Here is a 25,985-nt window from a genome sequence, read left to right as displayed (position 1 = left end):
GAATTTGAGTTACATCAAACATTTGCTCATCTCCTTTAGCTTTTTTAATGTTGATTTTCCATTAAAGTAAATTACTTACATCAATTGAAATATTTCCAGAGTCATTCACACTTTCGCCTAAAATGTCACTTAAAATTTGAGTAACGTCAGTCATTTGTGTTCACCTCTCTTTCTTTATTTCTATTAAGCTAACGAAAGCTAATAGATTTTGGATCACATTTTTTTATATTTTTTTCTTTTTTTCTCATAAAAATACTAAAAAGCACGCTCCATCCCTTATTTGAAGCGTGCTCACACTATTTAGTTGATATCTCCTATTTTACTCTTACCTATACGTAATTGTTCAGAAACCTATTCGTCCATTATAATAATAACCTTTTAAAACTATTTAAAATTTTACATCATTATTCAAAAAAGACTTTACGAACGTTACAACAGCAACCATAATTAAGAAGAACCTGATACATCATTCAGTGAGCATTCTTTAATCCCCATCGAATATTAGTGAACAAACCAAATTTTATGGTCGGTTTATTCCCAATAGTAACTTCTTGGACTAAACCTCATTATTTGAAATAGGGTTTGATTTCCCTTAACACGTAAGAAATTGATTTTTTATGAAGGAAGTGATTTTTATTTTCAAGAATAAAAATAATCTTTATGTATCCATCTGCCTATTTATAGTATATTTAGTGGTTGGTTTCCCTTTCTTTCACGAAAGTCATCCAAGTAATAACGTTTTTCTGTTTAATATTCCGCTCCGAACAATGAGTGGGCTAAACTATCTTGGTATTATAGCTTTAAGTTTATTGTTTACTAGTTTTACTCTAGCTGTTAAATCATTAAATCAATATAAAAAACGCACTGTTCTTATTGGCATCTTATTAGCAACTTTCATTCCTCTATATTTAGCTGATACATACCAAAAAACATTCGCAACAGGGGTATATGCAATATCTTACGAACAAGAGTTTAGTGAATGTGATATTCGAAAAAATGGAGATACCACCTTAGTGGCTGAATGTAATCTTTTGTTAACCAATCATAGTAACAGTGATGTAGATTTATCACTGGCTTTTATTGATAAATACAGTGACGTAGAACATGACATGATAAAAATCATTAACAATGGTGCTCCCTATCATCTTAAAATACGTAAAAATGAAAGAAAACACGTAGAAATATATACAACAATTGACGTGTCCCAGTTAGAAGAAGCAATGGATGCCGGAAGTATGAAAATGCTTAATATCAGGATTGAATCTGATGGAAAAGAAAGAAAGTTGTAAGAGAGGTGAGTCCATGTTAAGGCCCATTACTGGAAGTATTATACTGTGCTTATACTGTTTTCCCTTTGTTTACTTTTCTATGTACATTGATTTTACGAACAATTTATTGCCTGGATATCTCATTATGGTTGTTTCTACTGCTATCCTTGCTTTTATTAGCAAATTTTTTCGCAACTCATTTATTATCATTTTGGGGAACATTTTATCACTCATATTTTCACTTTACTTTACTAGTCTGTTAGCTGATAACAATCATTGGAACGGATATTTCAAGCCTTTATGGCCATACCAGATAGTAATTTTAGTAACTATTTTAAATTTAATTCCACAGTTAATAGCCATGAAATTGGCTTCTAAACTCAGGAAAAAGATATTACGATAAATATTTGTTCATGCAAAGCTTACATGCAGTTAATCAAGATTTTCACCTATAATGGGAAAAGTTTTTACGTGCTCATAACTTATTAACTCACCATCAGTATTTACTACAACTAGGTCTTCTCCATACGTATTATGAGCACGATAATAAGGATATATCTTTAATGTAATCTCGTATTCTCCCCCAACTCCATATATTTGATTAATCTCTGTTATCTCTGTCTGGAATGGTGCCCAAGATAGTCCCTCATTTGTAGCAAACGTATCATCTTTATAAATTTCTTTTATTGCTTCATCTATGGGCTCTTTTAAACTGTTTATAAATGCATATTTTAACGTATCACACCAATCTGTATCAGTTTGATTTGTTGTTTCAGCATAAGCAGTGGTATGAGAAATTATAAACATCACTATTAATACAACTAGGAGACACTTCTTCTTCATGGCTTTCACCTCAGTTTAGTATCCCAAACGAAGACAAGGCTTATCCATATAAAATCTATACAGAAAACAAATTCCTTAATCTCTATTTAGCTTATCTGAAATATCCCAAAGTAAGCCTACAATCACACCCAAAAATATTGATATGCCATACAGATGTGTCGTATCCGTATTATTAATAATGCTTAAACTAAAATTAACTGACCATCCTGCAATTCCACCCAAAATCGCACTTATTGACGTCGAATCTTTTATTCTACGTTTATTTCCTTTCACGTTAACACTCCTAACCATAATCTCAGAACTATCTCTATTAAAAAGGACTTCAACAACATTTAGTTAAAGTCCTTCATTTTGTTTATAGATCTTAATTTACAACGTTATGAATTAAGGACATACAAAAGATTCAATTTATAACTTATTTTTATCTTCCTATAACATCATTTGGATCAACTAAGTTTGCAAATGACCAAGTCGCTCCATCATCAACTGAAACAAATTTCGCCTTAACATTTCCTCCTTGATAATCTCCATTAGGTCCTTGATTCACAAGCATTGTACCCTGAGAATCGTCAAATGTTGGAGTTTCCGCTACGGTAAAGATTCCTTGATATTCAGCTGGAATTGGTACTTCTATTTTTGACCAAGTATTCCCGCCATCAGCAGTACGATAAATATCTGGCATTCCTGGACTCTCATTTACATTAATGGCTCCAAATGAAACGAATCCAAGTTCTTCATCAATAAAACCGCCACTCGTTACCTGTCGCTCAGTCGGTACATTCCCTGCTTCTTCCCAGGTCTTTCCTCCATCTTCAGTTTTATAAATTATATTTCCTTCCCAACTCATCGTCCGTCCACCAGTCAGAATTAAAAATCCATTGTTCTCCGATATGAAATCAATTATTCGTATACGAATCCCTTGAATTACAGCTGGAATTGTTGTTGTCTCCCAATTTTCTCCTTGATCTGTTGATTGCATCACTGCTATGTTCTCATTCCCACCAACAATGAATACAGTTCGCTGTGGAGATATCAAATAACTGTCTTCTATCAGTTCATTCTCTGGTCCGTTATAATCACCTTCAAATAAACGATTAATTTCCACAGGAACTTCCTTCCAAGTCTCTCCGTTATCATACGTAATCTCAAGCTTATCATTTTCAATTCTATAACGATTGTATTCATCAGGTACTTCAATTCCTGCTTCTTTTTGATACGTATCTTCTAAAGGAGGAAGATCTCCAATCGCATCCGATATGTCATCAATTCGAAGCAATGTATATTCTTTTTCACCTGTTTTCTTTATTCTAAATGTCCATTCAATACCTTCTATTACTCTGTCCTCTTTTACATCTCCCCAACTATGGTGGGTCGACCAATTTCCTTTCTCTAACTCCACCCAAAAATTTGCTTTAACAGCAAATTCTTGCTCATCACCCGCTAATAATTGAAATTCATTATAACGAGCATCCGATAATCGCTTCCATGAGCTGACGTCATCCCCTTTATATTGGCTCATGTAAGCAAACCAAAAACGATAAGCAATGTCCTCTAGTTCCTGATTGTCGTCTTCTTTCATTTCAGCAGTCATTGGTAAAGGTTTATTAACGTCTTCTTCATAATAAAAATAATAGTAAATAAGTCCACCTACGAATAACAAGATGATAATTAAACCACCCAATAACAAGCTTCTTTTCTTCGTTATATTCATCCACTTTCTCCCTCTAATAGAATATAATGTTAATCATATCAGTTTTTATAAATACAAGTGTTCTTTTTCGAACTTCTTTCATTTTTTTAAGATAGCGATACGAATACTTGGTTACACTTCTTTAAGAGTACAAAAAAAGAACTCCATCTGTTAAAGTAAAAACTAATACTAATAATGACAATAGATTTAACTCAGATTATTAATATAGATGATATTTAGAACGACAAGAGAGGTTCAAAAAATGGAAGAATGGTACAAACTTGATAATGCTGGAAAAATGTTTCATGCTGTATCTGAACAGTCAAATTCATCCGTCTTTCGATTAGCTACGGTTATGAAAGAAACGATAGATCCAGACAAACTTCAGCTTGCCTTAGACGATGTGATTAAACGTCTTCCAATGTTTGCAGTAAAGCTTAATAAAGGTGTATTTTGGGATTTCCTTGTGGAAAATAATGAGAAGCTTTTTATTCAGCCGGAAAGTCAGTATCCATGTGCACCGATTGACCCAATCGAAACAAATGGGTTTTTACTCCGTGTCACTTATTATAAAAAAAGAATAGCAGTAGAATTTTTTCATTCTGTCACAGACGGTACTGGAGCTTTAGAATTTATAAATGCACTCGTTTATTACTACCTTGTTCATATAGGAAAAGATGTAAGCTATGAGAGTAAGCTAATCAATTTAAAGGAACATCCAAGTTATTACGAACGCGATGACAGTTATCAAAACTATGTAACCGAAAAAAAACGACAAATAAAATTCAAAGAGACATCTTCATATCAAATCCGCGGCGGAGCAATTGATCAAACGGTTGTTATTCATGGGAAAATGAGCGCATCAAGTGTTCATCAGCTTGCCAAAAAGCACGGAACAACGATTACTGCTTTTATATCATCGCTTCTTATTGCAGCGATTTATAAAGAAAGATTAAAATTCCGCGCTTACCAAGAAGAAATAAAAATCGCAATTCCTGTCAATCTAAGAAATTTCTTTCCTTCTACTACACTTCGTAATTTCTTCGGAGTTGTTCATGTTGGTATAGCAGTTAACGATAACACAACATTAGATGAAATTATCTTAGAGGTATCAAAACAATTACGTGAAAAAGTTCAAAAAGAAAACTTACAGCATAGTATCAATGATCGAGTAAAATGGCAGACCAGACTCACAGCAAGATTTATACCGCTGCCACTGAAATATCACGCCATACGTTATGGGTACAAAAGCTTTAGTGAGCGTACAAAATCAATGACAATGACGAATGTCGGACGAGTCCAACTTCCTGAATCGATGCAGTCCCACATTTCTCACATGGAACTGATTTTATATCCAACAAAGAAAAGTCCAATTAATAGCGCGATGATTGCATTTGGTGATGAGCTTGTCATTAGTTTTTCTCGAATTATAAAGGAAGCAGATATTATCCGTACCTTCTTTCGGGAACTTTCACAAACATACAATTTGGAGGTAGAAGTATACTCCAATGATAGCAGGTGAAAATAATGCAACATTACTGCAGTAACTGCAAGACCTATACCAAACAACAATATTGTCCGTTATGTAAAAATCAACTTTCTCAAGAAGCAGGAGACAATGAATACTATCCTGTGTATGAGACGAGGGTAAAAAGACGACGATTTGTCCAGCGTCTTGTACTGTTTATTGCTATTTTCGCAATCAGTACGAGCCTATTAATTAATTTATTGACGAACTCGGATAGCTGGTGGTTCTTATATGTGTTAGGCCCTACCTTATATGCATTACTGACTATTAATCACACCATTCTTTCTAGAGCTCACACCGGATCGAAAGTGATACTTCAAGTCATCGCATTATCTGTAACACTTTTCATTTTAGATGCAGCTTCTGGAAATTCCAGATGGTCGATTCATTATGTAATACCGTTTCTCGTTACACTCGCTACATTATTTGTAACGATTATCGTACTCCGGAAGCCAATGAAATGGCGCGAGTACATTGGCTATTTGACAACTATGGTCGTACTTGGTTTTCTTCCTGTGCTCCTTTTCTTAAGTTCCTGGTCTACTGTATTATGGCCAAGTGCGGCAACTGCATTATATGCGTTGCTAACACTAATTGGCATGATACTGTTTTCTGAAAAAACCATGAAAAATGAAATTGTACGCAGGTTTCATTTTTAGAAAATGTTGATATAACCGGAGTGAGTAAATAACTCACTCCGCTAACTAGATGAACATGAAAGGAGCAGGCAAGCTTGAACAATAATAGACTAACTCTGGTTATTGCAGTAATTGGAAGTGTCGCAATTCTAATTACGGGTGCCCTACTATTTAATCAAATACATAAAAATCATAAAGCAAATGAATTAATTATAGAGAAGTGCTTCGATAATTTTAATGCAGAAGGAAAAGTAGTGATAAAGAAGGATGGATTTTGGTCTCCAGTTACATGTGAAAAGAAGTAATTGCCTTGCCAACTTTTCGTGCTCATTATGTTATCAAGACTCTATTTAACTATAAACCTATATTCCATAATAAACTGCTCACCGATTTCGCCTACTATTCTTCTCCCTGTATCAATAAAACCTGCTTGTTCATAAAGTTGTTGAGCAGGGAGATTTTTATGATTCACCGCTAAAATAATTTCATCACAGTCCGGAAAATTACTTAAAACAAAACGCTCCAATGCCACCATTCCTCTCTTGGCATATCCCTTACCTTGGTGTTTATGATTGATCGAAAATGAAGTTAATAACATCGCATTGGGATTATTGGAATACTCTTGAACCCTTTCCGTACAATGTAATATGAAGAACCCTACTGGCGTTCCTTGATTTAATATGACAACGGGATATTGTCCATCAGTGACCGTTAGCACTTTTACCGGCAAAGCTGTAAATCGTGCTTGGTTATCTGGTAAAGAAAAGCTATTCAGTTCATCTTCAAACTCATCTCTGAATAATTGTAATTCTACTTGTTCTGACTTATGCAATTGTCTCTCCTCCTAATTATACGAATATTTTATCAAAGGAACATATATTCGTACAGATTTCTGACAGACAAAAAGCCGGACCTACCTAGATCCAGCTTCGTAAACATTATCCATCTATACCATTCTTCTTATACGCATAAACGAAAACAATTGTAGATACCAACAACCACCCAAAGAGAACAACGCTGTCTGTTACATTCCATTGGTATCCATCTCCACTAAATATACTATTCGAGTAATTCGTTAACACACCTGTATACGTGTAATTCAGAAATTGTCCGAAATCTTCTTGTAAAAACTTCAATACCGGTACAGACGTCAGAATTAATGTAATCGGCATACCAATAAGGGAAGCTTGTGTTTGATTTTTTGAGAAAATACCAACAACATAACCGATTAACAAACTTATAACACTAGATACGGTTGAAATTACGAAATAACTTCCAAGCTGAAGGTCTGCAAAAGATGCACCACTTACTGGAATCATCAATATATTGACGATGATTAAGATAATTAACGGCGGAATTAATGTCCCAATTAGATATTCTAAACCATTAACAGAGGAAGTCATTAACACTCTTAAGGTATTCTTTTCTTTTTCTTCCGCCAGTGGGCTACTACTCATTGAAATACCCGCGATCGCAATATTAAAGATAAGCCCAAAACTTAACACAAAACCACTTGTGGAGAAATTCATTCCCGCTTCATTCACATCTACATCCGGCATGATTCTTTTCATAATAAACACAAAACCTAATGCTAAAATTGGTGCAAGTATAACACTGGTGTTGCTTACTAACGTCTGAAATTTCATTGCTATAATTGCTTTTATTTTTCGTAAGGAAATCTTCACACTAGTTCCCTCCCTGTGACTTCTAAGAATACATTTTCTAATGTCGGTTCACAAGAATGAATCGTTAGTAGCTGATCATTTTTCATCCACTCTTTTATCTGTTCTGTTGTCTCTAAAGAATGAGGTAACTCAAGTTCTTGTTCCCCTTTTAACAGAACCCGGTATCGTTTGTTCGAATTAAAACGTAAACATATCGCTTTCGGCGGCCCATGTTCTACAATTAAGCCATCATTTAATAATGCAACATGATCACAAAGTTTGGTGGCTTCATCCATATTGTGGGTGGTAAGAAAGATAGCTGTACCGCTCTCTTTTAATTCAAACAATAATGCATGCACCGCTTCTGCTGTACTTGGATCAAGTCCACTCGTCGGCTCATCTAAAAATAACACTTTCGGTTTGTGTAATAATGCTCTTGCTAGGACAAGTCGCTGAGACATACCTTTTGATAAGTTAGACGCAATCTTATCTTTATGCTCCAATAAGCCAACTCTTTCTAACAGAAGATCAATACGCTCCTTTTTTACATTTAATATCTTAGCGAAAACTTTCAGGTTATTATAAACCGTCATTTTTTCATACAGACCACTATTATCTGTGACAATTCCTACTTGTTCGTAAATACTTTCATCAATCTGATTTACAGATTTCCCTAACACTGTTGCTTGCCCCGATGTTTGAGCCAATTGTCCAGTCAATATCTTAATGGTTGTTGTTTTCCCTGACCCAGAAGGACCCAGAAAACCGAAGATTTCTCCAGCATGAACAGAAAAATTAAGATCTTTTAATGCAGATTCATTTTTGAACTTTTTAGATAGATGTTCAACCTGAATCACCATTTGCTTTTCCATTTTGTTTTTCTCTCCTTAAAATTGATTTATGGAGGGCTTAAAGAATTTTGATTATCGGTTTTTCTTTAAGTTGCCCGTCTAATTCTAAGTTTAGTAAACAAATATAGAAAAGTCGTATAAATCCCTTGAACAGTACATTTAAAAACCCAAATGTACCAAAATGAGGCTGAAATGATCTCATTTCAACCTCAACTGTACGCTAAAATTCTATTAATTGCTTCATTTCTTCCAATCGATTTCTAGACAAAGGGAGCTTCGCGCTTGGATTTCCTTTTAATATTAAGGTATAACTATTTTTTGAGTAACTTATTAATTCCGACACACGCTGAAGATTAACTAAATACGATCGATGGCATCTAAAAAATCCAAATTTACTCAACTTATTTTCCAATTCATTCATCGTTAAATCTGTAGGGAAATATTCATCATCTATTCGAATATTACTTACACTGTTAATACTCTCGATAAAGTCAATCTCATCCGGACTAAAAAAGATAGTTTTATCTTCTAATTTACACGTAACTTTGAAAACATTTTTGGGTTGGTTACTTTCACTCTCATCGTTTTTACGAGTGTCTCCATCTGTTTCCTCAGCTAAATCCGTCTTTTCTAATCCAGTTAGTCGATGATAACGGTAAACCTCATTACTTAAGAGAAGTAAGTCTTCCGTGTAGTTAGAAGTAAATAATGTGGCAATATTGTTTGTACGAAGTTGTTCCAATGATTTCAGATAAAGTTCTATACCTTCATCTGTTAGATCATTAAAAGGATCCTCAATTAATACGACTTCCGGAGTGAATAAAAACATCCGATACAAACTAACTCTTTTCCTCTGATCCTTAGTCAATTTCTTGATTTTCGTTTTCCAAACATCAGATAGAGAAAATGTTGCAATATATTCTTCTAGAGGATCTCTAAAGTCTGCAATATTTTTAAAAAACTTCAAGTAACCTTGTACGGTTAAATCATCATATAAGCCATCATCTTTACTTTCTACAAGTAACGAATCAGTAGATCGGTTAATGTGACCACTGGAAGGGTATTGCTTTCCAGAAATTAATTCAAAAAACACACTTGCTTTCTTCACCAGACATTTTAATCCCAATTTGAGATGAGTTTTTTATAGTTAAATTAATATTCTTTAGAACAGTTCGATTTCCGTCCTGTTTTAAAACATTTTCTAATGTTATTAGTGCCATGCAACACACTCTTTCATTCGTGTATTTAAACTTATTTGAAGTATAGCGGTAGCTTCAATTATTAGCAACTATTCTTAACCTAAATCATTTGAATCAATTAATTTGTTTAATTGAGAATTATTATCAATTATAGTATATTAAATAGTAAGACAAATAAAAATTGAGTAAGGGGGATTTATCATGCAAATATACTGGACGAAGATAAATAAGATTATTGAAGAAACACCGGAGGTTAAAACATATTTGCTCGACTGCCCAGAAGACTTCACATGGGAAGAGGGTGCCCACACACACCTTGCATTAGAAGGCTTTAATGCGGGAGAAAAACCAAACCGTAGCTTAGTTCGCCATATGTCAATTTCTACTTTACCACATGAAAATTCGATCGGTATCACAACACGCATTAAAGAGCAGTGCTCGGAGTATAAAACAATTTTAAGAACCCTTGAAGTAGGCAGTGATGTTGCATTATTTAAGACACATTCGAATGTACCGCTAAAAAGAGAGGATAAAAACGTCTATCTTCTATCATCAGGAGTTGGACTAGCAACTTTTAGACCACTTGTACTTGATTATTTGAATCGTGCAGATAACGTCAATCAAATTCATTCTCTAAACATCGATTCTTCAAAAGATTTTCTGTTTAAAGATGTTTTTGAATCTGCACCTGACAAGAAATTCACTTCACAGTTCGTCGATTATCGTGAAGGATACTATGAAGAAGTGAAAAATCTTGCAGCAGACAAGGATGGACTATTTTATGTAGTAGGAAGTGACGAATTCCTTGCGCAAAACATTGAAGTACTGTTTGAACAGGGCATCCATCCGAAACAAATTATGCTCGATAAGCATGAACAAACATTGTCTAAATTCTTATCAGTCGATGCATCTGTTTAAGTGAGGACCTTGGTAATAATAAATAGTTCTTCCATTAACGGAAGCGGGAGTGGTTGTGGCATAACGGTGCGGTGCCACAATCGCTTTTATTTAAGAAAATCCGCAAATGTGACGCCCATTTTGACGAATCCCTATTCAAAGTGGCTCTATTACCTATTTTCTCAGATTTTTAATCCCCTTTAGGGTTTTAGAGCCGTTCTATTACCTAATTCCAATACAATTTCTCTTCCTTTTGGGTTTGACAACGGCTCTATTGCCCATTTCCAACACGATTCCTCTTCCTTTTGGGTTTGACAACGGCTCTATTGCCCATTTCCAGCACAATTTCTCTTCCTTTTGGGTTTGACAACCGTTCTATTACCTAATTCCAACACGATTCCTCTTCCTTTTGGGTTTGACAACCGCTCTATTACCTAATTCCAACACGATTCCTCTTCCTTTTGGGTTTGAGAACAGCTCTATTGCCCATTTCCAGCACAATTCCTCCTCCTTTTGGGTTTGACAACGGCTCTATTCACTACTTCTTCACACTTTCGAATACAACCGTAGATCAGCTACTTAATTGTTATGTAACTCATCTTGATTCTCCGTTTATACATTTCTGCAATCATAATAATTCTCCTTACCATTGATTCATAGATTAATATTAGTTAGATACAGGAAATGATATCCAATATATAAACCGGGTTCAAGACGTCACTTCCAAGATAATTTTAAAGAATATTTTCTTAGACCAATCAATCATTATCGTAATTTCACACTATACGACCTCATATTCTTTGGGGTTCCTTTTATTTCAAAATTACCTTGGTCGATCAGTTCTCTAATTCTATACTCTATAAAGGTATCGCTTAGAGGTTCATCCAACTGACCATAAACCTCACCAATTAACTTTGCTGCTTTCATAAAATCTATCTTATTCTGCTCATTATGTAGATTTCTTAACGAATTAATTATAAATGAGTCAAAATAATTTTCTTCGACTTCTTTTACCTTTGAACTTTTCCAAATACGAAGTACTTTTTTGGAATCGGAAAGCGTCATCCATTCGTTTACATATTGCTTTCTCTCTTCCATGGTCAAGGGTTTCCCTAGCTGTTCTTCAAAAATAGTTCTAAATTGTGTTGAGTTAATCTCTCCCGAATGACGAATAACATATTCAACATCGTCAGGATCGTATAGCTCGTGAAATCCTAATGTCGTATTTAAAATGTAAACGTCGTTTGGTTTATCTCCTAATAGATATGTGAAAAAACGTAAACCAATTTGCTCGTTAGCATTTTCTGCAGTCCATACCACAATCGGAACTTCGTTAGATATAGAATGAATCTCTTTTATCGAAGTCTTAAATCGAACAAAGTATTCTTCTAAATAGTTATTTTCGAAATTCAATCTGCTGATCAACCACTCATATCTTTCATTAAAACCGCTTTCTTCATGAAGACGATAGATAGGTCCAATAGCAAGGAAGTCTGGGAAGCCGATCACTTTATTCTCACGTTGATTTAATCCTACTTTGAGCGAGCCAGCAGGAGATTCTCCGAAGATAATGTGTACGGTATGAAGATCTTTTTCCATTATTATGCCCCTCTCAATCTAACTAGTACTTTAGTAATTAACCCTCTCTAAAACCAATTTAAAATTGACTCCAATATTCATTACGTTAATATTATCCTTATTATTACCTTTCCAAATATCCTCTGCAACTGTATTTAACATCTTTCAATAATCGTTTCCGTATCTAACATGCTATTATAAAATTAACTATATTTTTTTACGTACATCTTTTATTTTGAAATAGCTATATATAGTAATAGATTCAAAAATCGATTTCAAACTAAAAGTTCATACAATAATCCATCTATTTTGGACAAGAAGTTAATTTTTGTATTTTTCATTTTATTTCCGAAATTGAGAATTTGTTTCTTGGATTAATAAGACATGGAAAAATGCATGCTCTATGATTGGGATTAGAAAAGAAAGCATGATAAAAGTCTACAAGCATGGAAAAAAGTTTAATTAACGTGTGGTTTATTTAGCATCCTTGCTACTCAAACCAGCAAAATGTATTCGCTTACAAAAGTCGAACTATTTACACTTTTTAAGGGGTGCTGTTTGAACTTAGCTAATTGAAGGGGAGTTTTCAAAGCAATTAGTACTTAGTTGGAATACCTACAAGCAAGCATGCTGCATTATTAATTTGTAGGTTTAGGATTTTAATAAAAATGGGGGGATTCATGATGAAGAAAGTTGTTATTAATTGGATGGTTAGCTGTTTGGTGATCGTTTTGTTTTTGGCAGGATGTGGAGATGGTGATTCAGCTTCTGGTGAAGGCGATGATCAAGAATATACCATTAAATTTGCTCATGTTGTAAGCCCATCTACAGCGAAAGGAAAAGCAGCAGAAAAATTTGGTGAGCTCATTGAAGAAAGAACAGATGGAAAAATCAAGGTTGAGATCTATCCAGATTCTCAACTTGGAAGTGATCGTGAAATAATTGAACAGATGCAGTCCGGTACTGTGCATATGAATGCTCCTTTTACAGGGGTATTACCTACTTTTGTAAAAGAATTTGAAGTGTTTGATCTACCTTTTTTATTTGAGGACAGAGAGCATGCCTTTGAGGCTACGAATGGTGAACTAGGAGATATTCTAGGTGAGAAATTGGAGTCGCAAGGCATGCATCTACTAGGTTTCTGGGACGGAGGGTTTAAGCATTTGACAAACTCCGTACATCCAATTGAAACACCTGACGACATGAATGAACTAAAAATGAGAGTATCGCAAAGTCCGTTATTAATCTCACAGTTTCAAGCTGTAAATGCAGGTGGCGTGTCCATTGACTTTTCTGAGCTTTATACAGCTTTACAAACCGGTACAGTAGATGGCCAGGAAAATCCATTGTCAAATATCGTTAGTAAAAAATTCTACGAAGTACAGGATTATCTAACACTGAGTAGCCATGGTTACATGGCATATCCGCTTGTGATAAGCAATAGTTTCTATCAAGATCTGCCAGAGGATTTAAAAACTGCTGTTGATGAAGTTTCAATGGAAGTAACAGAGTGGCAATGGGAAGAAGCAAAAAGTGATGAAGATGCTTATTTAAAAGAGTTAAACGAAACAGATATTCAGATCAACGAACTGAGCCCTGAGCAGAAAGAAGCTTTTAAAGAAGCAATGTCAAGTGTATATGATGAATTTAATAAGATAGAAGATAGTGAGAAATTATTGGATGCCATCAATCAATAATCATCATATTAAAGAGCGGTCTAGGCCGTTCTCTCTTTTTTCTTAAATAGATTCTAAAGGAGTATTTTTATGAAACTAAATAAATTATTAAATAATTTGGAAGAATATTCGGCCGTGATTTCCCTTCTCATTGCTTCTTTACTAGTCTTCCTTCAAGTTGTTCTCAGGTATGTATTTAATATTTCTTTAGTCTGGTCAGAAGAGGTTTCAAGATATATCATCATTTGGTTTGTTTTAGTGGGGAGCAGTATAGCAGTAAGAGAGAAAGCGCATGCGACAGTGGATGCGGTGGTAACCTATCTACCTTATATACTAAAGAGAATATGTTCCATCTTTGCAAGTTTTATAGGGATGACTTTCAGCGTTATTCTTATCTGGTCTGGATCCGTTACGGTCTCCAATGTTATCGAATTTGGAAATGTAACACCGGCTGTAGGTATTCCAATGTCCATACCATATTTAGCACTTCCTGTAGGCGGGTTGTTAATGTTCATTCGTTTTCTACAATTACTTATACAAGATGTTACCAATATGAGAAAGAATGATCCTAATAAAAAACCTCCAATTATAGAAGGGGGAATCAAAGAATGATTATTGTTATTTTCATCCTTCTTTTGATTATTGGTGCACCGATTGCTGTAGCAATAGGTTTGTCCAGTTTTGTTGCCATGATGCAAGAAGGAGTTTCAATTGATGTATTCTCCAGAACCATTTTTGCAGGAATAGACTCGTTTACTCTCATGGCCATACCTTTTTTTATCTTTGCTGGAGATTTGATGTTAGCCGGGGGCACGTCGAAAAGATTAATAGATTTTGCTAAAAAGTTAGTCGGCTGGTCAACTGGTGGATTACCCATTGCAGGTGTAATGTCTTCCATGCTATTTGCAGCACTATCAGGATCAAGCCCGGCCACGGTAGCTGCAATCGGTGGTATAATGATTCCTTCATTAAATGATGCTGGCTATTCACGAAAATTTGCAATAGGTTTAATGACGACTGCCGGTACCTTAGGAATTATTATCCCACCAAGTATCACACTTTTAGTGTATGGTTCATCCGCTGAGGTGTCCATCAGTAATTTGTTTCTTGCTGGAATCGTTCCAGGAGTTTTTATAGGATTGGTACTTATTATTGTAAGTTATATCATCTCAAAAAAGGAAGGATTTAAACCAGAAGGCAGGGCGAGCCTAGGAGCAGTTGGAAAATCATTTATCTCTGCCATATGGGGGATATTACTTCCGGTTATTGTTTTAGGAGGCATCTATTTTGGCGTCTTCACGCCTACAGAAGCTGCTGCTGTTGCGATCGTTTATAGCCTAATTATTGGATTATTTGTTTATAAGGAATTAACGTTAAGAAGTTTGATCGATGTTACGAAGAAATCAGTTATTACTTCTTCTATGATTATGCTTGTTATTGCAGCCTCTAATGTGTTTAGCTGGTATCTGACCTTTGAGCAAATACCTACTAATCTTGCATCTGTTTTGCTTAATTATGCGAATACAGAAGTAGCTTTCTTATTCCTTGTTATAGTTATTTTATTACTAGTTGGAATGTTCATGGATACAAGTGCTGCGGTGTTAATATTTGTTCCTTTATTCCTTCCTATGGTAAGTCAACTGGGTATTGACCCCATTCATTTTGGAATAATTATGATAGTCGCTCTATCTATTGGAATGATTACACCACCATTTGGTCTGAATCTATTTGTGGCTTCAGGGATCAGTAAAGTATCATTAGTAGAAGTAATCAAAAGTACAGCGCCATTTATTTTGGTTATGATATTCGCCTTACTTGTTATTACATTCGTTCCAGAACTTTCCTTATTTTTACTCGGGATTTTTGAATAAATCAACTATATTAAATACTGGAAGGTACTTATTTGATCGATTAGACATTATATACTTTCCTGTATTAGCTATTAACGATAATTGCCACATGCATACTTCTCTAACTCAGCATGTGGCAATTAAAAATGTACAATCTTAAGTAAGCACCTATATATTTCATTCAGAAATTTTCTTTACTAGAAACACGGAATCATCCAAGACCGAAAACTTATTTTTCTGATAAAAACGATACGCTGGAACCGTTTTTTCAGTAGATAATAGTATGTGTTTAATATCTTTATCTCTTAAAATGTCATCCATTAACTCGAAAAAATTACTGCCTGCACCTTGACCTTGTATATTTCTAGAAATGAAAAATTCTTTAATATAATATTCCCGGCCTTCCCACCAGTTAAATACATACCCTAACGAGCAACCAATAAGCTCTTCTGTCTCATCATACATAGCTATCGAGAGCGAGTTATTATTTTCCGTCAAGTCCTTCATATACAAATCTAATTGCATGTCATCCCACTTATCAAACCAAGGTTCACTTGAAAATACATCTAAAAATAATTTTTTCATTTGTTCATAATCATTTGCTTTTAATACACATGCCTTCATATAACTTCCCCCTACTAGAATTGCATTGTTTTGTATTTTTTAAAATTAAAGATTTGGAAAGATCTCTTCGTATATAATGAATTAATTCACCATCCGTTTCCTCACCCCAAAAACGATATATTTAAATTAATTATAAAGCATTATAGACGGAATAATAGAAAAATTTATAGTTACATATAGTAAATAACATTATGAAAATAACTCAACCATTGAAATAACATAAAAACACCTCCGAAACCGTACAATCGAAGGTGTTTTGCATAGTCAAAAGCTACTGAGCACATAGACCTTGTTTACAATGATGCAATACTCTCCTGAAAATGCTAAAAAATAATTCTCATTCTCTATTCTTTCTAATTTCTTTTTCTACTTTTCGAAGTGCTTTTTTTGAACCTCGTTCCAAATCATGTTCCATTTTCTTTGTTTTATGATCAACAAACAATGTCTCTAAATCATAGCCTGCTGGATATAATTCCTTTGCCGAGATATCTAAAGAAATTCGCTTCACATGTACGTCAATAAATTCTCCTTTATAATACACAACAACATTATAGGAACTATCCATCTCTTTATATACAATCCCAATATCATCATGTTCTAATAACTTCACACGGTCACCTTTACTATATTCATACTTATACTGAACACTTTTCTCTTTTTTGATTTTAGGTTTCCGTATTTTATTTTCATTGACACGCTCTAATTGATATCCTTTGTTCTGCATATACTGACTCGCTCTTTGTAAAATATTCTCTGGAACATTCATTTTTCTAGAAATCCAAAGTGCATTACTTTCTCCTGATTTTCCTATTACTAGTTGATACAAAGGCTCCAATGTATCATTATCAAATCGCATTGCTGCGTTCATAAAGTCATCGTGTATTTCTGAGAACCGCTTAATTTCACCATAATGAGTTGTTGCTACAGTAATGCATCCCATGTGATAAAATTCTTCTAGAATTGATATTGCAAGTGCAGACCCTTCATTCGGTTCTGTCCCACTGCCGATTTCATCGAATAGTAAAAGGGTGTTATTATTTGATAACCGCATTATCTCTGAGAGGTTTTTCATATGAGATGAAAATGTACTTAGCGCATTTTCTATACTTTGATTGTCCCCAATATCTGCATAGATGTTTTCAAATACGGCTATTTCCGTTTCCTTACTTGCAGCAATATGGAAACCTGACATGGTTGCTAAAGTCAGTAATCCAATTGTTTTTAATACAATCGTCTTACCGCCAGCATTAGGTCCCGTGATAATTAGGCTACGATAATCTTGGCCAATTTCAAAATTAAGTGGTACAGCTTCTCCTACTAAGAGCGGATGCTTGCAATCCACCAATTTTATATAACCATAATCGTTTAATTTAGGCTCTGAACCATCAATCTCCTTACTGAACTTGGCTTTTGCAAAGACCATATCATATTGACTTATAAGCTCCATGTTAATCTTGATTTCATAAATATTCTCTAAAATCATCCCAGATAAAGTAGCAAGTACTTGATATTCTTCTATTGCCTCTTCAGCTCTTAAACTCGCAAGTTCCCCACCTAACTTGGTAACTGTACTTGGCTCCATAAACACAGTGGAACCTTTAGATGATACATCAATGATGGTACCTGAAACTTGATTTTTATAAGAAGCCTTAATAGGAATCGTATAACGATCATCTTTTTTACTAATAAAGGCCTCTTGAATATACTTCTTGTTCGTATCATTATTTAAAAATTTATTTAAGCGATCTTTTATTCTTTCTTCTGCTATATCAATTTTGTTTCGAATTCTCTTTAATTCTCTACTTGCAGCTGAGTTAACACTATTGCCTTTGATCGAGAAATCAATTTCTTCCTCGACATGCTGAAATTCAGTCATTGAATTAGCATAAGATGCTAGTACTGGAGCAAAAAATTCTTTTTCCATCATAAACGATTTAATTTTTCTACAACCTCTTAAAAAGTCTGACACACTTATCAGATCACTCGGATCAAGAATTATATCCTTTTCAATATTTTGAATGATGCTATCAATGTTAGATACTCCTAAAAATGGGATATGCCCCTTAGCATCTATGATTTTTCGCGCTTCTGTTGTTTCATTCAAACGATTCTTAACTACGTTTATATTTGAACTTGGTTCTAATTTATCTAGCAATTGTTTACCTAATCCACTAACACAGTAAGAATTAATTATTTGTTTTAATTCATTGTATTGTAACTTATCGAAAGTTGCATTATTCATTTTGTAATCTCCTCATTCTTATATTTTAGTTCGAGAATGAAGATACCTACGCATTAGATTTCAATGATAACTCAACTATAGAATGTTATAAATTTCAAATTTGAGTCATTTTCATAATTGCTAAATTCAGTCTAACAATAACTTGGCTTTGATTGATGGAAGACGACGACTCCTGCAGGAACCGCACGAGCTGAAGATCCACTTGAAAAGTGTTCTTCTTTTCAAGTTAGCTAAAGTCGTGCCTGCGGAAGCGCCGTCTACAATGGAAATCAAACAACGCAACATACGAATTTTACACCAAATATATTAATTATGAAATTGAATCAAATAAACACAAAAAAACTGCGGGGATACCGCAGTTTTCATTACGTTTACAAGGCATGTGTATAAAATAAACTATACTAACATAGCCTATTCCTTACCATTTACACGCTTTATAAAGTAGTACTGTAGGTATCTTCATAGGATTCGGAATAAAGACATAGCAAACTATAAGGACATTATGAAAATAATTCCCTTCTGCTCCCATGTTTATTCCATTAATTTTACCTATTTAAATACCTACCGCACTCACCAAAAAGCACCTCTTATTAATATATAGTCAATTTCATTGAAATCTAATTTTGTGTTTTCAATCATACTATGTCTTCATTAAAATGTAAAGCTATAATAACCTTCAGTCAGAAGGAAAAAATAGCACTTACATTTGATCAGATGGCTGGATAGGAGGATCCAATTGAATCTCTTCGTTTGGAAAAACCTTTTGAATAACGGAAGATTCTATCAGACGTTTGATTTCGTTTGCGGGAAGTTCCATTGATACACCGTTTAATGCGTGCTTGTATCGATGTTTAATACGATAGGAAACTTGATTTTCATCTAAAAAAGTATGAATTTCCTTTTGAAAGGTTTGATAACTTTCTTCTACTTGTTGTTTAGCTTCTTCCAGGGTTAAATCAATACCCTTTGCCTCTGCTTCTAAAACCGCTACTTTAGCAGGTTTGGTAGTAAACTGTACAATGACGGAGATTGTCTCGTTACTTGATAGGTCAATGGATGGATCTATTTTACTGTAGGATTTCATCGTTTCTTCCACCACCTGTTCCTCTTTTTGTTCGTTGTATCCCTCTTTATTTATCTGACATCCACTTATAATGATGAGGAAAACAAAAATAAAAGTCCTATAGAAACATTTCTTCATAAACATTTTATCTCCTATATTTTGCAAGTAAAAGATAACTTACCAGGATTTCCTTACCAATCATTATACATGATATTACTCTGTACATTTAGCATTGTATCAGATTTTGCTTTGTTTTAAGAATACCTCTGTTTCAATCTCACTTCAGTTTAGAAAAAACCATGCGGGATGGAAAAGAAACCAGCAATCTATTTCTTTTCCATCCCGCTAAAACGAGCTTGATTATTACAAATTTATATAGTGGTAACTAGTATTTTGCCCCATCATCGGTTTGTTTTGCTATTACATTTAAGTTTGAACTATACGTTACCCCCTGATATTCGTTTCCAGCTTTTTCGTCAAGCTTAATCGCGAAAGAAAGATCGATGTATTGGTCATCGTTTAATTGCCAGAATTCATGTTTTTCGCCTTCTTTTGAACCGTCACCTAATACCATCTTCGCTTTTTTGTTACTGCTTTTTGCAGCTGCTTGAGCCTCTTCGTCCTCTACAAACCCAACGATCATTTCAACCCCTGAAGCAATCTTATGAGAAGTGACTTCATTTGTCGTACCATTGAACAACTTATCTAGATAGATTCTTGATTCTTCTAATATATCTTCTGTCATTTCTTCTCCTTCAGAGAATTTATATGCAATATACCCCACTTTATAAGCATTTAATGGAACATCTGCACTTAGAGACTGATTATACGTAGCTTTCAGGAATGCATCCATGTCTCCTGTGTTTTCAATCTTTAACCACTCACCATACTTTAATTGAGAAGGTGCAAACCCAGCACCGGTAATTCCTTCTTCATGCAACTTGTCAATATTCAAGAAAGGAATACTCTCCACTTTTGTTGTTGAACCTTCTTCTTCATTGGTTTTTGGAGGGGGGGATAATTGTACTTCATGCTCATTGTATACTGCTTTAACCACATCAGATTCAAGAAGGGTTTCAATTTCATTTGCAGCAAGTGTAATGGCTACTCCATTTAAAGCCGTTTTATATTCATACTTAATTTCATATGGATCATCTGTAGATTTTGCCTTCTTTTTAATATTCGTATCTATGTCTTTTTTAAATTTCTTGTGAGACTCTTCGACTTTTTTCTCCAATGTATCTAATGAGGTTTTTTCCCCTTCAAGCGATTTTTGGAACTGTTCCGCCTTCGCAGGGAGTTGATCAAACTCTACTATTACTGTTACCTCTTCATCACTCTTTAAATCTATGTCTCTTGAAAGCTGCAAACCTCTTAAGGATCGGTTTGCTTCCAAGTTATCCAATGCTTCTCTCTGTTCTTGTGAGAGATTGGATAAGATGTCCCCAGCACTAGATTGAGGTTGTGCATGTCCAATAGACTGTGTGCCTATAGGTGCTACTGCCCCAAATAGCAGGACAATGCACAAAGCAACCTTTGAAAATTTTCCCCTGTTCATTTTCTCATCCCCATTTCATTCTATTTTCCCTCATTATACATAGAGGATCTGAACCTGTCATTGGGGGGATTTAGCTATAATTTAAGACGATTTTCCTTATAAATTATCCAATTAAAGCCATTAAATATAAGAGAATTCAGTTAATATAAGTAAAAATTAACAAAAGCCGTTCTTTAGAAATAGGTATAATTCCTTGCTGAATTCGGGGGAATTTGCACGAATTTTGTTTGTTGCGAGCGTTTTTCGTCGACATTTTCTTTCAATGTCTTCGAAAAAATGGAAGAAGCAACGTCATACGACATCGCTTCTTCCTCCTCCAATAGTTTTCTACCATTTTTAATTAAAGGTGATATTGGTGTTTATCTCTTTATCTTCTCTTCCTTTTTATTCTAATTCCTCTAGTCCCAACTCCTCTAAAATATCTTCAAGTGTTATGCCATTACTTTCTGATTGAGGTTCTGGTGCATCTTTCACATCAGGGTTTTTCGTCAGGTAGTTTGAAACTACAAAATTTATATCTTCACTATCCACCGTTCCATCGAAATTGATATCCGTATTCCGATGACTGGAGTTCCAATGTTCTTTGATTAGGATTGCGTCTTCGATATCGATCACATCGTCCTGATTGACATCTCCTGGTGTCATTTTCAAAATGGATAAAAATAGTAATTGACCAAGTGGTTCATCGTCTGTTTCTAAACCAAGATTGAATGTTTTTTCCAAAGTAAAGTGTCCTGGAACAATCAATTCAAATTCGAATGGTTCTGTTTTGACCGGCAAATCGGAAACTCGGAACCATCCATATCGGTCGATACCATCTGTTCCATCATACTCATTTCCGTCTTGGTCCCGAAGAATGAGTGATTTATCTACATTTGTCCAATTCGTGCCATACCCTAACGCAGCTGAATCTAATTTCCCATATATCTCAGAGAAAGTAGGGGAAATCTTGACCGCTTCCGCAGCGTGTGGAATGGTATGTTTGGTACTATCACTGTCCGTATATTCTAGGGTTGGCTCCATCTCCCCGAGTACCTGGAAACTGGAATCACTCACCTTAATATTCAGGTCTACTGCTTTTACCTTGCCGCTTAGAGGCTTGTCTGTATTCATCGTGATATTTAATGTGCTACCTTGTAATTCAGTATTTACGATTGGATTTTCATCTTCCGTCAGACTATCATTCGCTTTTGCATCCACTAATTCAAAGGATTCTGTAAAGTTTGAAATGGACCAGTTTCCTTCCTTCAAATTCTCCACATTTTCCAACACCAATGTTGCTGTAAATTCTTCACCAGTTTTCAAACTGGATGCATTTGATTCAAAGTATCCGTATGGCAAGTCTTCCTTAATGAAGTAATAGGTTCTTTTTTCACTGTGATTATTTGCCGTGTCATTTGCATTCACAGCATAACTCATAAACGGATCAGACTCATCTAAAGGTACCGTCAAATCGAGTTTGCCATCTTTTCCAACAGGTAGCTCTGGGTTGAAATTATTATTGATGGAATAATCAACCGTATTTAGAGATTGATCGGCATCCATTCCTAATTCCATCATCTTATCGATTTCTGGATCATGCGCCTCGACATCGAATGTAAATTCGCTTTGATTTTCTGCATATTCAATTACAGGTGAGTCCAGATCTTCTAAAGAGGTTTTGAAAGACGGGTCCTGGGCATCAATCAATACATGCTTTTCCTCAGTGAATACAAGATCTCGCTGACTTGTACCGACGACTTTAATCGTATAGGCACCAGACTGAGCCTGGGTAGTCTCTGAAGCAATTGGGTTATTTTCATCTCCTGTAAAAGCATAATACTCCCCATTAAAGATTTTAGGGGTAAGATAATTAATACCGTCGTAGTTATTTTCTAAGGTTACGGTTGCCAGGAATCCTAAATCTTCACCCGTTTCCGCATCCGATAAAATCAGATCGATTTTTTTCATCGGAGACTTGAAGCTAAAGATTAAATCTACAGTAGATACAGAATCATATTTATGTTTCACATGGAGATATGGAGGTGAAATAGCTGGTGATGACAGCTCTGTAAAGTTGAAGCCACCCTCCATTGTCCTAAAGGCAAATGGAATTCGATATGTTTCTTCTGCATCTTTTTTATTTTCAAAAGTAATATAGCCTTCATAAATTCCAATTTCAGCTGTTTTCGGTACAGTTAAGAAAACATTTGATTTCGTGTCGGAATTTTTTTTGACTTTCACGCTTTTGTCGACTGAAATTTGAACTCCATTTTTGGCTGCATCTAGGGAAGACTCCGTAAAATCTACAGAGACATCGAAATTCTTATTTTTATTATGTGTATTTTCAATGGTGATTGACCTTTGATCTCGAACATTTCCTTCATCAGTAAAATAAGATCCGAAGCTTATTCCACCGGTAATTTCCTCTAAAGAAACCAGTTCCCCATTATCTAATATTGGCGTCTCATCCATCACCTTTAATTCTACATCTGAATGTACAGCCTCATATGGATCAATTCTCCCAGCACCTACATCGAACACACTATTTTCACCATTTAGCTCTACCGCAGTGTTCATCAAAATCGTCTTGATATCCTCTGGCTTAAAATCTGGGTTTTCCTGAAGCATAAGTGCAACGACTCCTGCTACATGAGGTGCCGCCATAGATGTCCCAGAATGACGATCATAAGCAAATTGATAGTCAGAAGATGCATCTACGAACACAGAATATGCTGGTACAGTGGAGAGAATACTGACCCCCGGTGCTGTTACTTCTGGTTTAATATCTATGTTCCTTCTAGTTGGACCTCTTGAACTAAAGTCGCCCAGCATATCCTCTTCTGTTTCATAAACGGAATAGTCAGAGAGCTCTAGCTGTGTTTGACCAGAATCAAGAAGCTCCAATAATTCGATTCCATCCTCGTTCGTCATGTAGAAGGTTGGAACAAACCGATGATCTTCTCCTGTGTAATAGTAAAATTCTTCCATTTCCGGATCGTCATGATAGACAAATACCGCTTTCGCTCCATTTTCTTTAGCAAATACAATCTTATCTTGCGTACCAATACTTCCACGATTGACTAATACTGCTTTCCCGCGCACATCTTTGCCTTCATAATCACTTCTTCTTCCAACCCCCATGTCAACGACTTCCACCTGCTCGTTTTCAAAGGAGCGCAAATCCGTGACAAAATTATTCGCAAATTCCTTTAGATTAATTGTAATTCCTTGATTATTTACGTCTTTTGCCGTAAAGTTTACCGATGAAATAGAGGTGGAGCTCGCGCCTACCGTAAGGGCAAAAGCAGCTGCAGCCGGTGTACCAACAGAATAAGGGTTGGGACCATTATTTCCCGCTGATAAAACAGCAACTACACCGTTTAATACCGCATTATTAATTGCAATACTTGTTGGGTCTAAAGGATCGTTAACCCGTGACCCCAAGGAAAGGTTGATGACGTCCATCCCATCATTTACTGCCCGTTCTATTCCAGCGAGAATCGTTTCTGTCGTACCAGCCCCATAAGGCCCTAAAACGCGATACCCATAAAGTTCGGCATCAGGAGCTACCCCTTTAACCTTAAAACCTCCATCGTTCTCTGCCTGTGCCGCAATCGTACCAGACACATGTGTACCATGGGAGGTATAATAAACATTCAAATTAGGATCCACCAGCGGACGACCAGACTCTTCCCAGTCCTCATATGTCGTTTCCATCGGATCTGAATCATTATCCACTAAATCATATCCACCTGCAAAGGCACCTTGTAAATCAGGGTGATTGTAGTCGATTCCTGTATCTATAACCCCTACTTTGACACCTTCACCAGTTATACCTTCATCATGAAGCTTATCGACTCCTAAAAAAGGTATACTATCGGCCATATGTCCGCCTTCCTGTTCCTCTTCCTGAATGTCACTTTTAATCGGTTCAACGGAATAAGTGTTGCTCTTGTAAACCGCTTTAATAACATCCATTTCTAACAATCCTTCAATTTCATTTGCAGGAATAGTCACCGCAACACCATTAAATGTAGATTGGTAGGTTCTTTCGATTTGAGCTTCATGCTCCTCTGCATACTTTTCAAATGATTGATGCTCTTTTAATACTTGATTCTTCGCTTTCTGATTAGACAGTTTTTCACCTTTTAATGCAGAGCTTAGGACAGCAACTTCTTCTGGTTTCGATTGAAACTCTACAATAACAGTCGTTTCTTCTTCAACAGACAAATCCTTCTCTTCAAACCCTATTAACCCTTCAGTTGGACTTGCTTCTAAATTCTTTAACGCTTCTCTTTGTTCTTCAGACAAGGATGCCAGAATATCTTCCGCTGATGTTTTACTATCAGCTTTTACATTATGTTCTACACTAAGAAAAGGATTAAAAATAGATAGGATTAGTGCAAAAATGAGCAATAGGTAACCGCTCTTTACTAACACTGCCTTCCTTTTGTTAAAATTTAATACTTGTTTCCCCAATTGAATCCCTCCATAACTTTATTAATCTAACCTTTATCTATTCAAGATTCGGTATGTTGGATGGAATTCCTGTTGGGATAATACGGTATAAATAAATAGGGTATAAGGGATTAGATATCATGTAATTTGTTAATTTTTTTATAAAACCACTACTCCAAAGGTCCTTCATAACCCTAAGTTACAAGAGTAAAATGAATTAATATTAAGAAAATTTATCGGGGGAATTTTTGGTGTTTGAATAAAAAGTCCTTTTGTAATAAATCATTCGTGGTGATAAAGACCTCTCTTAAAGGCAATCAATCCTAATAGCGGAACCTTCTTTATTTGATCAGAAATTTTCAAAATGTAACCTCAA

General features: G+C 35.2%; 21 protein-coding genes. 8 read left to right on the top strand and 13 right to left on the bottom strand.

Annotated elements, in window-relative coordinates:
* The first annotated feature begins 617 nt into the window (after positions 1–617).
* The gene (locus tag OB_RS01515; protein ID WP_041544072.1) at positions 618–1,289 is read left to right on the top strand and encodes a hypothetical protein; all 672 of its coding nucleotides are present in this window, start codon (positions 618–620) and stop codon (positions 1,287–1,289) included.
* Positions 1,290–1,700: 411 nt separating this feature from the next.
* Here OB_RS01515 and OB_RS01505 read toward each other — a convergent pair whose 3' ends face one another.
* The 3 genes from OB_RS01505 to OB_RS17820 form a co-directional block, all read right to left on the bottom strand.
* Positions 1,701–2,075 (bottom strand): DUF3888 domain-containing protein, encoded by a 375-nt coding sequence (locus OB_RS01505; protein ID WP_231847014.1) that lies wholly within the window; start codon positions 2,073–2,075, stop codon positions 1,701–1,703.
* 111 nt (positions 2,076–2,186) lie between these two features.
* The gene (locus OB_RS01500; RefSeq protein WP_231846979.1) at positions 2,187–2,384 is read right to left on the bottom strand and encodes a hypothetical protein; all 198 of its coding nucleotides are present in this window, start codon (positions 2,382–2,384) and stop codon (positions 2,187–2,189) included.
* Between the two features lie 148 nt (positions 2,385–2,532).
* On the bottom strand, positions 2,533–3,822 hold the full coding sequence (locus OB_RS17820; protein ID WP_011064653.1) for a WD40/YVTN/BNR-like repeat-containing protein: 1,290 nt from the start codon (positions 3,820–3,822) through the stop codon (positions 2,533–2,535).
* Positions 3,823–4,063: 241 nt separating this feature from the next.
* On the opposite strand from OB_RS17820, the gene OB_RS01490 reads away from it, so the two are divergent.
* The 3 genes from OB_RS01490 to OB_RS01480 all read left to right on the top strand — a co-directional run bounded on the left by OB_RS01490 (position 4,064) and on the right by OB_RS01480 (position 6,272).
* A complete protein-coding gene (locus OB_RS01490) occupies positions 4,064–5,323 on the top strand; it encodes an acyltransferase (protein WP_011064652.1) in 1,260 nt (419 codons plus the stop codon).
* Between the two features lie 5 nt (positions 5,324–5,328).
* On the top strand, positions 5,329–5,988 hold the full coding sequence (locus OB_RS01485; protein WP_041544071.1) for a DUF6320 domain-containing protein: 660 nt from the start codon (positions 5,329–5,331) through the stop codon (positions 5,986–5,988).
* A gap of 74 nt (positions 5,989–6,062) precedes the next feature.
* Positions 6,063–6,272, top strand: a complete 210-nt coding sequence (locus OB_RS01480) for a hypothetical protein (protein WP_041544070.1) — start codon at positions 6,063–6,065, stop codon at positions 6,270–6,272.
* Positions 6,273–6,313: 41 nt separating this feature from the next.
* Here the strand turns inward: OB_RS01480 and OB_RS01475 are convergent, their stop codons facing one another.
* The 4 genes from OB_RS01475 to OB_RS01460 form a co-directional block, all read right to left on the bottom strand.
* Positions 6,314–6,799, bottom strand: coding sequence for a GNAT family N-acetyltransferase (locus OB_RS01475; protein WP_011064650.1), 486 nt, complete (start codon positions 6,797–6,799; stop codon positions 6,314–6,316).
* Positions 6,800–6,905: 106 nt separating this feature from the next.
* Entirely contained in the window at positions 6,906–7,652 is a 747-nt protein-coding gene (locus OB_RS01470) for an ABC transporter permease (protein WP_011064649.1), read from the bottom strand.
* Positions 7,649–8,503 carry an ABC transporter ATP-binding protein gene (locus OB_RS01465; protein WP_011064648.1) on the bottom strand — a complete coding sequence of 285 codons (855 nt, stop codon included), beginning with the start codon at positions 8,501–8,503 and terminating at the stop codon, positions 7,649–7,651. The genes OB_RS01470 and OB_RS01465 overlap by 4 nt, the downstream gene beginning before the upstream one ends.
* A gap of 199 nt (positions 8,504–8,702) precedes the next feature.
* Positions 8,703–9,590, bottom strand: a complete 888-nt coding sequence (locus tag OB_RS01460; RefSeq protein WP_197530218.1) for a LytTR family transcriptional regulator DNA-binding domain-containing protein — start codon at positions 9,588–9,590, stop codon at positions 8,703–8,705.
* A 292-nt stretch (positions 9,591–9,882) separates the two neighbouring features.
* Here OB_RS01460 and OB_RS01455 point away from each other — a divergent pair, with 292 nt between their 5' ends.
* The gene (locus tag OB_RS01455; protein WP_011064646.1) at positions 9,883–10,599 is read left to right on the top strand and encodes a hypothetical protein; all 717 of its coding nucleotides are present in this window, start codon (positions 9,883–9,885) and stop codon (positions 10,597–10,599) included.
* Between the two features lie 744 nt (positions 10,600–11,343).
* Here the strand turns inward: OB_RS01455 and OB_RS01450 are convergent.
* A complete protein-coding gene (locus OB_RS01450; protein ID WP_011064645.1) occupies positions 11,344–12,177 on the bottom strand; it encodes a DUF1835 domain-containing protein in 834 nt (277 codons plus the stop codon).
* 662 nt (positions 12,178–12,839) lie between these two features.
* Between OB_RS01450 and OB_RS01445 the strand changes: the two genes are divergently transcribed.
* The 3 genes from OB_RS01445 to OB_RS01435 all read left to right on the top strand — a co-directional run bounded on the left by OB_RS01445 (position 12,840) and on the right by OB_RS01435 (position 15,703).
* The gene (locus tag OB_RS01445) at positions 12,840–13,853 is read left to right on the top strand and encodes a TRAP transporter substrate-binding protein (protein ID WP_011064644.1); all 1,014 of its coding nucleotides are present in this window, start codon (positions 12,840–12,842) and stop codon (positions 13,851–13,853) included.
* A 69-nt stretch (positions 13,854–13,922) separates the two neighbouring features.
* On the top strand, positions 13,923–14,444 hold the full coding sequence (locus OB_RS01440; protein ID WP_011064643.1) for a TRAP transporter small permease: 522 nt from the start codon (positions 13,923–13,925) through the stop codon (positions 14,442–14,444).
* Complete coding sequence (locus OB_RS01435; RefSeq protein WP_011064642.1) at positions 14,441–15,703, top strand: TRAP transporter large permease; 1,263 nt, start codon at positions 14,441–14,443, stop codon at positions 15,701–15,703. The genes OB_RS01440 and OB_RS01435 overlap by 4 nt, the downstream gene beginning before the upstream one ends.
* 156 nt (positions 15,704–15,859) lie before the next feature.
* Here OB_RS01435 and OB_RS01430 read toward each other — a convergent pair whose 3' ends face one another.
* The 5 genes from OB_RS01430 to OB_RS01410 all read right to left on the bottom strand — a co-directional run bounded on the left by OB_RS01430 (position 15,860) and on the right by OB_RS01410 (position 25,630).
* Positions 15,860–16,306 (bottom strand): GNAT family N-acetyltransferase, encoded by a 447-nt coding sequence (locus tag OB_RS01430; protein ID WP_011064641.1) that lies wholly within the window; start codon positions 16,304–16,306, stop codon positions 15,860–15,862.
* A 337-nt stretch (positions 16,307–16,643) separates the two neighbouring features.
* Positions 16,644–18,548, bottom strand: coding sequence for an endonuclease MutS2 (locus OB_RS01425; RefSeq protein WP_011064640.1), 1,905 nt, complete (start codon positions 18,546–18,548; stop codon positions 16,644–16,646).
* 700 nt (positions 18,549–19,248) lie between these two features.
* A complete protein-coding gene (locus OB_RS01420) occupies positions 19,249–19,749 on the bottom strand; it encodes a protease inhibitor I9 family protein (protein ID WP_011064639.1) in 501 nt (166 codons plus the stop codon).
* 247 nt (positions 19,750–19,996) lie between these two features.
* Complete coding sequence (locus OB_RS01415; RefSeq protein ID WP_011064638.1) at positions 19,997–21,169, bottom strand: protease inhibitor I9 family protein; 1,173 nt, start codon at positions 21,167–21,169, stop codon at positions 19,997–19,999.
* 384 nt (positions 21,170–21,553) lie between these two features.
* Positions 21,554–25,630 (bottom strand): S8 family serine peptidase, encoded by a 4,077-nt coding sequence (locus tag OB_RS01410; RefSeq protein WP_011064637.1) that lies wholly within the window; start codon positions 25,628–25,630, stop codon positions 21,554–21,556.
* Positions 25,631–25,985 lie beyond the last annotated feature (355 nt).

This window comes from Oceanobacillus iheyensis HTE831, from assembly GCF_000011245.1.
Classification (GTDB): Bacteria; Bacillota; Bacilli; order Bacillales; family Amphibacillaceae; genus Oceanobacillus; species Oceanobacillus iheyensis.
This window is presented reverse-complemented; position numbering and strand designations above follow the sequence as displayed.